The organism is Myxococcus llanfairpwllgwyngyllgogerychwyrndrobwllllantysiliogogogochensis, assembly GCF_006636215.1.
In the GTDB taxonomy this organism is placed as follows: domain Bacteria; phylum Myxococcota; class Myxococcia; order Myxococcales; family Myxococcaceae; genus Myxococcus; species Myxococcus llanfairpwllgwyngyllgogerychwyrndrobwllllantysiliogogogochensis.
In genome coordinates this window covers 1-10082 of the sequence record NZ_VIFM01000352.1, presented here as the reverse complement: position 1 = coordinate 10082, position 10082 = coordinate 1, and the positions used below count along the sequence as shown (strand labels likewise).

Below are 10082 nucleotides of genomic sequence, written 5' to 3'. Positions count from 1 at the left end.
CTGTGTATAAGAGACAGACCTCCTCCTCCGCCACCGCCCCCACCTCCGGGCGACGCCGGGCGGGACGCGCTCGCCGCAGCCATGGCGATGCCGCCCACCATCTGCTTGCGGGCCCGCAGGTCCACCTCCAGGCGCTGCTGCTGCTCCCGCACCTGGTCGAGATACGCGTTCTTCACCGGCTCCTGGGACGACATGGACGCTCCCCCTGAAAAGGGGCCCATCCAAGCACACGTCAGGAGCCCCGAGGAGGCGGGGGGCGCTACTTGCCCTTCACCAGCAGGATGTCCACGCGGCGGTTCAGCTCGCGCCCGCGCGGAATCAGGTTGGGGGCCTTGGGACGGGTATCACCCAGGCCGGAGGCGTCGATGCGCGTCGGGCTCAGGCCCGCCTTCACCAGCAGGTCCGCCACGGCCTTGGCGCGCGACTCGGAGAGCGCCTGTCGCGCCGTCGCCGGAGCCTCGCGGTTGTCCGTGTGTCCCTCCAGGCGCAGCTTCAGCGTCTCGTCCCGCACCAGCAGGTCCACCAACAGGGCCAGGCCCTCCGTGGAGTCCTTGCGCGGCGCGGCCTGCTTCTCCGCGAAGCGCGGGGGCTTGGGCAGCTCCACGCGCTCGTTCTTCACCTGCGGCTGCTTCGCCTTCTGAGCGGGCGCGGGCGCCAGCACGAAGGCCACCGAGGCCTCGCGGTCTCGGCTCACCTTCACCTGACGCGTCTGGGCCAGGAACCCCTTGGAGAGCACATCCACCGTGTACTCACCCGGGGGCAGCATCACCGGCACCGGCTTGCGCGCGTTCTTGTCGAGGAGGACCTGCTGCGGCGCGCCCTTGCCCCGGACATACGCCGTGGCGGCCACGGGCTTCTTGCCCGCGAGCACCTTCAGCAGCAGCCGCCCCGGCGCCACCGGGCCCTGCTCCGGAGATTCCCGGGGCTTCGTCCCCGCGACTGGCGGCGCGGTGACAGGAGGCGCCGTCACGGGCGGCGCGGTGACAGGCGGCGTCACCTGCGCCACGGCGATGGGTGGCGCACCCGCGTCCTGGCCTTCCACCAGCGTGGCGTCCGCGAGCGGCGCGGTCATCTCCGCCGATACATCGTGCGACAGCTTCAGCTTCAGCCGAGGGTCGGGCGCGGTGGGGTTGATGCCGGGAATCACCTTCACCCGCATCCGCAGCCCCTTCTGCGCCTGGAACGTGACGGAGGCCGTCATCTTCCAGAGGAAGCCGCTCTCCTCGCTGAAGAGGTTCCACGCGTCGTTGTTCGTATAGGTGACGCGCGACACCAGCGTGTAGGAGCCCTCCTCCACCTTCAGCGACGCGAGGCGATGGATGCCCGGGCCGGAGATGACGTCCAGCCCCGGTACGGCGAGGGGTTGGCCGTTGAGGATGAAGTCCACCTCCAGCAGCTTGTAGGCCCGCGCGGTACCCGCGCCCGGGAGCCCTTCGTAGGTGATGACGACCTCTGGAGGAGGCGTCTTGACCAGGGCCTGGAGCTGACGGTCCAGGTCCTCGCGGGCCCGCTGCTCGACGGTGGACGGTTCAGCCGCGCGAGCCGTGGCGCCGACGAGGGCCAGGATGCAGAGCCACAGTGCTTGTACGGAGGAATAAGCCACGGGGGTCCACAGCATCGCACAACCTGGGCCTGCCGCGAGTTGTCAGCCGGGCGGGCTGACCACCAGCCGACCGTCGGCCCCCCTCCCCTCACTCCAGGTCCCGGCCGGACAGGGGCCTGGGGTGTGGCCCGGTCCACGTTTTTGGCTCCCATCCCGCCGCCAAGGGCGCTACTCCTGGGCGCCGAAGACTCCCCCGAAGAGGCGCGCGCGATGAACGACTTCCAGTTCCAGGAAATGCTCCCGCTGGGCAAGGACGAGACGCCCTACCGATTGCTCACGAAGGACCACGTCTCCACCTTCGAGGCCGGCGGACGCACCTTCCTCCAGGTCGCCCCCGAAGCGCTCACCCTGCTGACCCGGGAGGCCATGCGGGACATCGCGCACCTCCTGCGCCCCGGCCACCTGGGCCAGCTTTCGAAGATCCTCCAGGACCCGGAGGCGTCCGCGAATGACCGCTTCGTCGCGCTGGAGCTGCTGAAGAACGCGAACATCGCCGCCGGTGGCGTGCTGCCGTCCTGCCAGGACACGGGCACCGCCATCATCATGGGCAAGAAGGGCCAGCACGTCCTCACCGACGGCCACGACGAGGAGGCCCTCTCCCGCGGCGTCTTCGAGACGTATCGCACGTCCAACCTGCGCTACTCGCAGATGGCGGCGCTGGACATGTACAAGGAGGCCAACACCGGCAACAACCTGCCCGCGCAGATCGAGCTCTACGCGACGGGCGGCGACGCCTACAAGTTCCTGTTCATGGCCAAGGGCGGCGGCTCGGCCAACAAGAGCTATCTGTTCCAGGAGACCAAGGCGCTGCTCAACCCGACGAGCCTCCTGGCCTTCCTCGACGCGAAGATCCGCTCGCTGGGCACCGCGGCGTGTCCTCCGTACCACCTGGCCATCGTCGTGGGCGGCACGTCCGCGGAGTTCGCGCTGAAGACGGCCAAGTACGCCTCCGCGCGCTACCTGGACACGCTGCCCACCGAGGGCAACGCGCTGGGCCGGGGCTTCCGCGACGTGGCGCTGGAGCAGGAGGTGCTGAAGCTCACGCAGCGCATGGGCATTGGCGCCCAGTTCGGCGGCAAGTACTTCTGCCACGACGTGCGCGTCATCCGGCTGCCGCGCCACGGCGCCTCGTGCCCGGTGGCCATCGCCGTGTCGTGCTCGGCGGACCGGCAGGTGCTCGGCAAGATTACGCGCGACGGTGTCTTCCTGGAGCAGTTGGAGGCGGACCCGGCGAAGTACCTCCCGGAGACGACGGACGCGGACCTGGCTGGCGAGGTGGTGAAGCTGGACCTCAACCGTCCGATGAGCGAGCTGCGCGCGGAGCTGTCGCGCTACCCCATCAAGACGCGCGTGTCGCTCACCGGCCCCATGGTGGTGGCGCGCGACATCGCCCACGCGAAGCTCAAGGAGCGGTTGGACCGGGGCGAGGGCATGCCGCAGTACCTGAAGGACCGCATGGTCTACTACGCGGGCCCGGCGAAGACGCCGGAAGGGTATGCCTCCGGCTCTTTCGGTCCGACGACGGCCGGCCGCATGGACGCGTACGTGGACCAGTTCCAGGCGGAGGGCGGCAGCTTCGTGATGCTGGCCAAGGGCAACCGTTCCCAGGCCGTCACCGACGCGTGCAAGAAGCACGGTGGCTTCTACCTGGGCTCCATCGGCGGCCCGGCGGCCCGGCTGGCCAAGGACTGCATCACCAAGGTGGAGGTGCTGGAGTACGAGGAGCTGGGCATGGAGGCCGTGTGGAAGATTGAAGTGGTCGACTTCCCGGCTTTCATCGTGGTGGACGACAAGGGCAACGACTTCTTCGCCCACCTCAACAAGCCCTCCGCGAAGAAGGGCTGAGGGCACGCCATGCCGGCCGAGGTGCGAACACCGGCGGCGCGCTCGCGCCCGCGCTCGGGCTGTATCGCAAGCACGGCTTCGTGACGACGCGCCTGGAAGGCGAAGTGTCGTGCGAGACGGGCTACGAGCGCGCGGATATCGAGATGGAGTGGCGGAACGAGCCGGCGAGTTCCCTCCCCCGCGCGTGACTCACACCGCCACGCGCGGGACCTCTCATCGGAGGGAGTTCAGCGCCGCCGCCGGGAGAGCGCGGGGAGCAGCAGGAGCGTGAGCCCGAAGAGGAGCTGCCCGCCACCACCTCCGCAGCCACAGGAGGAGGACTCGACGGCGGGTGGCGTCGGCGTGACGCCTGCGTCCACCGTTCCGCCTGCGTCTCGCCCGGCATCAGCCGACCCACCCGAGCCGCCGTCGCCCGGACCGCCGTCCACGAGGCCACCGCCGTCCACGGGCCCAGCGTCGTTGGGACCGGCATCAGGAGCAGGCTGCTCGGAGACGAGCACCGAGAACTGGCAGAAGGAGCGGTGACCGGCGCGGTCCGTCGCCGAGGCCTCGACAACGGTGAAGCCTGTCGGGAAGACCGCGCCCGAAGGCGGGGTGGTGACCACCACGGGAGCCGGGTCCACCGCGTCGGTGGCCGTCACGGAGAACTCGACGGGCGTTGCCTCCGTGCCCTGCACCTGCCCCGGACACGTCACCACGGGGGGCGAGGTGTCGCGCGGGAGTGTCACGCGCTCGACGGCCGTGCCGCCCTCGGAGGTGGCGGAGCAGGTGAACACCTGCCCCAGCGTGTCCACCGTCAAGACCACGCTGTCACAGCCGCTCGTATTGCTCACGGGGGTGTCCGTGTCCGTGACGGACCAGGTGAGGGTGACATCACTCACATAGAAGCCGTTCTTCCCGAGAGTCCCCGTCACTGTCGGCTTGATGACCGGCGGCGTGACATCCACATCCACCGCGAACGGCTCGCGGCCGACGTCGGGATGGCTCGCAGCGACGAGCAGAGAGCCCGCGACGTACACGGGCGCGGACGGCGACGAGGGCATCAGGCCCGGTGAGAAGTCGGCGACCAGGAGGGGCGCGGTCGCGCCTGCGGGCAGCGAGCACAGCTCCAGCCCCACGAGCCCATCCGGATCACAGTCCAGGAACACCGTGTCCTCGAGGGTCGTCAGCCACGTCGTGCCATGGACGGCGCCCAGTCGCGTGGTGCCCTCGGGAGTGCCGTTCGTCCTCACCAGCTCGCGGCCCGCCCCCGTCTGGATGAGCAGGACCGCCCCTCCGGACTGCCGCGTGGCGGCCAGCAGCCGCGTGTCCGCGGCCCCGGGCTCGAAGTCACCCAACCGGCGAGCCCCGGCCTCATCGAGCACCCACACCTCACGCCCATTCGTGGCATCCCGGGCGGTGAAGAACAGCCACGGCCCCACGCCGTGAAGGTCGTTCGGCGACGTGTTCTCCGTCCCCGACACCAGCGTCGTCCCCGCGGCCGTCCCGTCGCTCGCGGCGAGCGAGGTGGTGTCGGCGATGAACGCCACCTTGTTGCCATAGGCGACCGGGCGGCTGGCGGTGAACGTCGCCATCCGCGCCACCCCTCCCGCGTTGAGCGTCCCATCCGTGCGGTACAGGTGATAGGCGCTCGCGGTGGAGCTGTACTGGCGGAAATAGACCCGCGCTCCGGAGGTGACGAAGTCGGACGGGGAGCTACTCAGGGTCTGCAGCGCGGACGTCCCGTTCACCGTTCCGTCGCTCACCGCCAGCTCATGACCCGAAGGGCTCTTGCTTCGGCCCACGATGACCTTGGAGCCCAACCGGGCGATGCTGGTGGCATTGGTGAGGTACACCGTTTGGTTGCGCACACCTCGGTTGGCATACAAGGTGTACCTGTCGTGGAAGACGAGCGTGTCGCCCATCTGCTCGAGCTTGTAGAACTCCGGGGTGCTGACCGAGAACACGCTGAGCAGAACGTGCGTGCCCGGACTCGTGCCATCGGTGCGCAGCAGCTCGATATGCTGATCGGTCGGGCTCGCGCTGAAGTACACGGACGTCCCATCCCCATTCAGGGTCCAGCTCCCGGGAGCCGAGCTCCTGTTGGGCACGGTCCAGACCCTCGTCACGGGCCGCTCCGGCGCCCCCTCGGGAAAGACACGGAATAAGGCCTCGCCCTCCTCCTCGGTGAACGCCACCATCGCCGTGGACGACGACACGACCGCGTCCGGACTCCCAGTGGACACGCGTGACGTGCCCGCGACGGACCCATCCGTCCGCCACAGCGAGACGGCTCCCCCTTGCGGCGTGCCAGTGAACAGCAACTGTCCCGCGCCGGGATGGAGGGCGGCGAGCACCGTGCCGTCCGCGCCCGGGCTGAGGTCGGCCACCATCACCGTCCCCTGCTCCGTGCCGTCCGAGACCCAGAGTTCCTGACCCGTCAGTCCGTCGCTCGCGGTGAAGTAGAACAGCCCTCCGACCTGGGCGCTCAGGATGTTCGTGGGAAGCTCGGCGAAGCGCCGCACCACGCGAGGCGCCGCCGTGCCATTCCAGGCGAACAGCGCGGGACCCGTCGAGTCGGCGGCGACATAGACAAACTCCCCTCCCAGCCAACCCACCACCCCTCCCATCCGCACAAGCGACTGCGCCGAGCGCGTTCCCGCCGAGGTGCCGTCGGTGCGCCAGAGCGCGGAGCCCGTGCCGACGGGGACCACGAAGGACCCCAGCGTCCCGCTCGGGTTCACGGCGTGAATCCACGTGGACGTGCTCGAGGACAAGATGGAGGCAATCACCTGGGTGCCACCGGAGGTGCCATTCGACGCCTTCAACGAGAGGGTGAAGGTGCCATTGCTTCCCGACGAGGTGCTGAACAGCGTCCGTCCACCCACCACCAGGTTCGGCCCCCCGGACGAGGTCGTGACGAACCGGGTGCCCGCGGTGGTGCCATCCGTCACGTAGCGATCGCTGACCGGGTTCGCGGAGTACCCCGAGGAGAACCAGAGCTTCCCCACGGTGACGAACGGTCGGACCACGCGGGGCTGCGAGGACTGGTCGACCGCGTAGACGCGCCAGGTTCCGGCGGCGGTCCCATCCGTCCTCCACAGCTCGTTGTACGAACCGAGGTAGAGCGCGCCATCGAACTCGACGAGGCCAATGGCTCTGTCGGAGAGTCCCTGCGCGCCGGGGGTCGTATCCGCGATGAGGCGGGTCCCCTCCGGAGTGCCGTCGGTCATCCAAGGCTCGATGCCGTGCACACCATCATTCGCCATGAAGTAGAGCGACGTGCCCCAGACATACGCGCCACGAAGCTCCGGGCTCGCGCCACCGGGCCGGATGTCCAACAAGAGCTGGGTGCCCGCGGGCGTTCCATCGGTCGTCCAGAGTTCCTCGCCGTGAACGCCGTCATCCGCTCGGAAGAGGAGCTTGCCTCCCAGCATGGCGACGAAATCGGGGGTCGATGAGCTCAGTCCGGGATGGATGTCCTTGACCAACCAGGATCGGCCTTCGGCCGTGTTCGCGGCCCACAGCTCGTTGCCCGCCTGCGTGCTCAACGCGAAGAAGACGGTGTCGCCCGACATGGCGAGCACGCGCGCATTCGTGGCGTTCGTTCGTGGTTCGGGGTTGAGGTCCGCGATCAATCGCGGCGGCGCCGCCAGAAGACAGAGCGTCAACAGACTGCTGACAATCATGGGTGTACCTTCAGGGGTGTGGTGCGTCCAGGGATGCGGGCGCGCGCAGATGCACCTCGCTTGCCCCGTTAGACGACACCCGCCCTCCCCTGGTGGCTCATTCCCGCCACGAGACGAGGCCCACCGATTACGCCCCTGCGTCCCGAGAACCTCGTCCCAGGACGAGCCCTCAAGGGACCGTTGCGGAAAACCCTTGCGAAAGAGGCGTGACGCGGGGAGCCCTCACGCGCGCGGCGGCGCTTCTTCCACCGGCACGGCCACGGGGACCTTCTTCTTCGGGATGATGCCGCGACGGGGGCCCTTGAGGGCCACGCCCAGCAGCATGCTCGCGGGGAGCATCATCCCCAGTCCTTGCGTGAGGTTGTCGGGAGGATGAACGACAGCCCCCAACACCAGCGCGGAGAACAACAGACCACAGACCAGTCGAAGCAACAGGGAGCTCACGCGAGGGACCTCGGTGACGGGGTGCCCCAGCGTAAACATCCCAAAGGCCCTGTCCAGGCGGCCTCATGGGGCCCTTCAGGGTGGGGCCGAGCAAGCGCCCCACCCTGTCCCACCGCCCACGTCGGACGGTGGGAGCGTCAGGGAGCTACCAGATCTTCACGCGCTTCTCGGGGGCGAGCCAGCCGGCGTCGCCTTCCTTCACGCCGAACGCCTCGTAGAACTCGGCCATGTTCCGCACCACGCCGTTGACGCGGTACTGCGGCGGCGAGTGGGTGTCGGTGAGCAGCATCTGCCGCATGGCGTCGTCGCGGTACAGGCCACGCCAGACCTGCGCCCAGCCGAGGAAGAAGCGCTGGGGGCCGGTGAAGCCGGCGATGGACGGCGCCGCCTTGCCCTGGAGGGACATGTTGTACGCCTTGTAGGCGACCGCGAGGCCGCTCAGGTCGCCGATGTTCTCGCCCAGGGTCAGCTCGCCGTTGACGTTCATCGACTCCAGCGGGCTGAAGCCAGCGTACTGGGCCACCAGCACGGACGTGCGCTGCTTGAAGCCGGCCTGGTCCTTCTCCGTCCACCAGTTGCGCAGGTTGCCGTCGCCATCCGAGCGGCTGCCCTGGTCATCGAAGCCGTGGCTGATTTCGTGGCCAATCACCGCGCCGATGGCGCCGTAGTTCGTCGCGTCGTCCGCGTCCGGGTTGAAGAACGGCGGCTGAAGGATGGCGGCCGGGAAGACAATCTCGTTCATCGTGGAGCTGTAGTAGGCATTCACCATCTGCGGAGGCATGCCCCACTCCTCGCGGTCGATGGGCTTGCCCAGCTTGTCCACCATCCGCTGGAAGTCGAATGCCTCACCGCGACGGACGTTGCCCAGCAGGTCGCCCGCGACGATCTCCAGGCGCGAGTAGTCCCGCCACTTGTCCGGGTAGCCGATCTTCACGTTGAACTTGGACAGCTTCGCCTGGGCCTGCGCCTTCGTCTCGGCGCTCATCCAGTCCAGCCCGTCGATGCCCTGACGGAAGGCCTCACGCAGGTTGTTGACCAGCTCCACCATGCGCTGCTTCGACGCGGGGCTGAAGTGGCGCTCCACGTAGAGCTGGCCCACGGCCTCGCCCAGCGAGTCCTCCACCGCCGACACGCCGCGCTTCCAGCGCGGACGGTTCTCCTGAAGGCCCTGCAGCGTCTTGCCGTAGAACTCGAACGAGGCCTGCTCGAAGGGGCTCGACAGCATCGGCGCGCGGCCGGCCAGCACCTTGAACGTCAGGTACTGCTTGAGCACGGGCAGCGGCGTCGTCTTGACGAGTCCCGACAGGGCCTCGAAGTACGTCGGCTGGCGGACGATGACGGCGGGCGTCGCCTGGGCACCCGCGGCCTTGAAGAAGCGCGTCCACGAGAAGCCGGGGGTGAGTGCCTCCGCCTCCTTGACGCTCTTGAGGTTGTAGGTGGCCTCGCGGTCCCGGCTCTTCACCCGGTCCCAGCTCTTGTCGGCCAGCGTCGTCTCGAGCGCGAGGATGGCCTCGGCCGCCTTCTTCGCGTCCTTCTCACCGGCCAGGGTGAAGAGCTTCTCGATGTACGCCACGTAGGCGGCGCGAATCTCGATGAAGCGCGGCTCCTGCTTGGAATAGTAGTCCCGGTCCGGCAGGCCCAGGCCGCTCTGGCTGACGTACGCGATGTAGCGCGTGGCCTGCTTCTGGTCCTGGCCCACGAAGAAGGCGAAGGGCGTCTGGATGCCGCTGCGCTGGAGCTCCGCGAACAGCTCCGGCAGCTGCGCCTTGTCCTTCAGGCCCTTCACCCGCGCGAGCTCCTGGGCAATCGGCTTCACGCCGAGCGACTCGATGCGCTCGGTGTCCATGAAGCTGTTGTACAGGTCGCCCACCTTCTGCGCGGTGGAGCCCGGCGCGCGCTCCTTCGCGGTGGCGGACTCCTCGATGATGGCGCGCAGGGCCAGCTCGGACTTGTCCGCCAGCTCGATGAACGAGCCATAGCGGGCGCGGTCCGCGGGGATGGGCGTGTTCTTCAGCCAGGTCCCGTTGACGAACCGGTAGAAGTCATCCTGGGGACGGATGCCGCGGTCCAGGTTCTTCAGCTCGACGCCGAGCGCGCGAACCGCCTCCTCCGACACGGCCTCCGCGACGGGCGCGGGCGTGGACGCGGAGGCGGCGGGAGGCGGAGTTGCCTCGGTGGGCGCGGGCTGCGGCGCGCTGGCGCAGCCGGTCAGCAACAGGGTTCCGAGGGCACTGGTCGCCCAGGCTCGGTGGGCAATGGACTTCTTGGGGCTCATGAGGTTCCGAGAGGAAAAAGGGACGGGGGATGCTGCCGGACCCGAGTGGTCGTCGTCCATCCGGGCAGGCAGGAAAAACACCCGCGCGCCCGCCCTATTCCTCAGGGAGTCCCCCGCCCTGGCTGCAATTTCGTGGAAACAGCCGTTTCCGGCCCCGCCCCCGTTCAGGAGGCGAGGCCGCGAGCGCCCACTCCGCCTCAGGCGCTCAGCGCTGGCCCATGACGGGCGCGGGCACCGAGGTGGCGGG

Annotated in this window: 6 protein-coding genes; 1 reads left to right on the top strand and 5 read right to left on the bottom strand. The window is 68.9% G+C overall.

Features of this window, described 5'->3' with window-relative positions:
* Both FJV41_RS44865 and FJV41_RS44860 read right to left on the bottom strand, forming a co-directional pair.
* A partial coding sequence (locus tag FJV41_RS44865; protein WP_220137953.1) for a hypothetical protein occupies nucleotides 1-194 on the bottom strand: 194 nt, incomplete at its 3' end.
* A 65-nt stretch (nucleotides 195-259) separates the two neighbouring features.
* Complete coding sequence (locus FJV41_RS44860; protein ID WP_246137812.1) at nucleotides 260-1603, bottom strand: OmpA family protein; 1344 nt, start codon at nucleotides 1601-1603, stop codon at nucleotides 260-262.
* 210 nt (nucleotides 1604-1813) lie between these two features.
* On the opposite strand from FJV41_RS44860, the gene FJV41_RS44855 reads away from it, so the two are divergent.
* Entirely contained in the window at nucleotides 1814-3448 is a 1635-nt protein-coding gene (locus FJV41_RS44855; RefSeq protein WP_141648781.1) for a fumarate hydratase, read from the top strand.
* A 227-nt stretch (nucleotides 3449-3675) separates the two neighbouring features.
* Here the strand turns inward: FJV41_RS44855 and FJV41_RS44850 are convergent, their stop codons facing one another.
* The 3 genes from FJV41_RS44850 to FJV41_RS44840 form a co-directional block, all read right to left on the bottom strand.
* Nucleotides 3676-7116 carry an HYR domain-containing protein gene (locus FJV41_RS44850; RefSeq protein WP_141648780.1) on the bottom strand — a complete coding sequence of 1147 codons (3441 nt, stop codon included), beginning with the start codon at nucleotides 7114-7116 and terminating at the stop codon, nucleotides 3676-3678.
* A gap of 222 nt (nucleotides 7117-7338) precedes the next feature.
* Entirely contained in the window at nucleotides 7339-7560 is a 222-nt protein-coding gene (locus tag FJV41_RS44845; protein ID WP_141648779.1) for a hypothetical protein, read from the bottom strand.
* Between the two features lie 145 nt (nucleotides 7561-7705).
* Nucleotides 7706-9835: a M13 family metallopeptidase gene (locus FJV41_RS44840; protein ID WP_141648778.1), complete on the bottom strand. Its 2130-nt coding sequence runs from the start codon at nucleotides 9833-9835 to the stop codon at nucleotides 7706-7708.
* Between the last annotated feature and the right edge of the window lie 247 nt (nucleotides 9836-10082).

Excerpts from the sequence above, each read along its gene's own strand:
- FJV41_RS44850 (WP_141648780.1), bottom strand. The coding sequence starts at position 7,116 with ATGATTGTCAGCAGTCTGTTGACGCTCTGTCTTCTGGCGGCGCCGCCG.
- FJV41_RS44840 (WP_141648778.1), bottom strand. The coding sequence starts at position 9,835 with ATGAGCCCCAAGAAGTCCATTGCCCACCGAGCCTGGGCGACCAGTGCC.
- FJV41_RS44855 (WP_141648781.1), top strand. The coding sequence starts at position 1,814 with ATGAACGACTTCCAGTTCCAGGAAATGCTCCCGCTGGGCAAGGACGAG.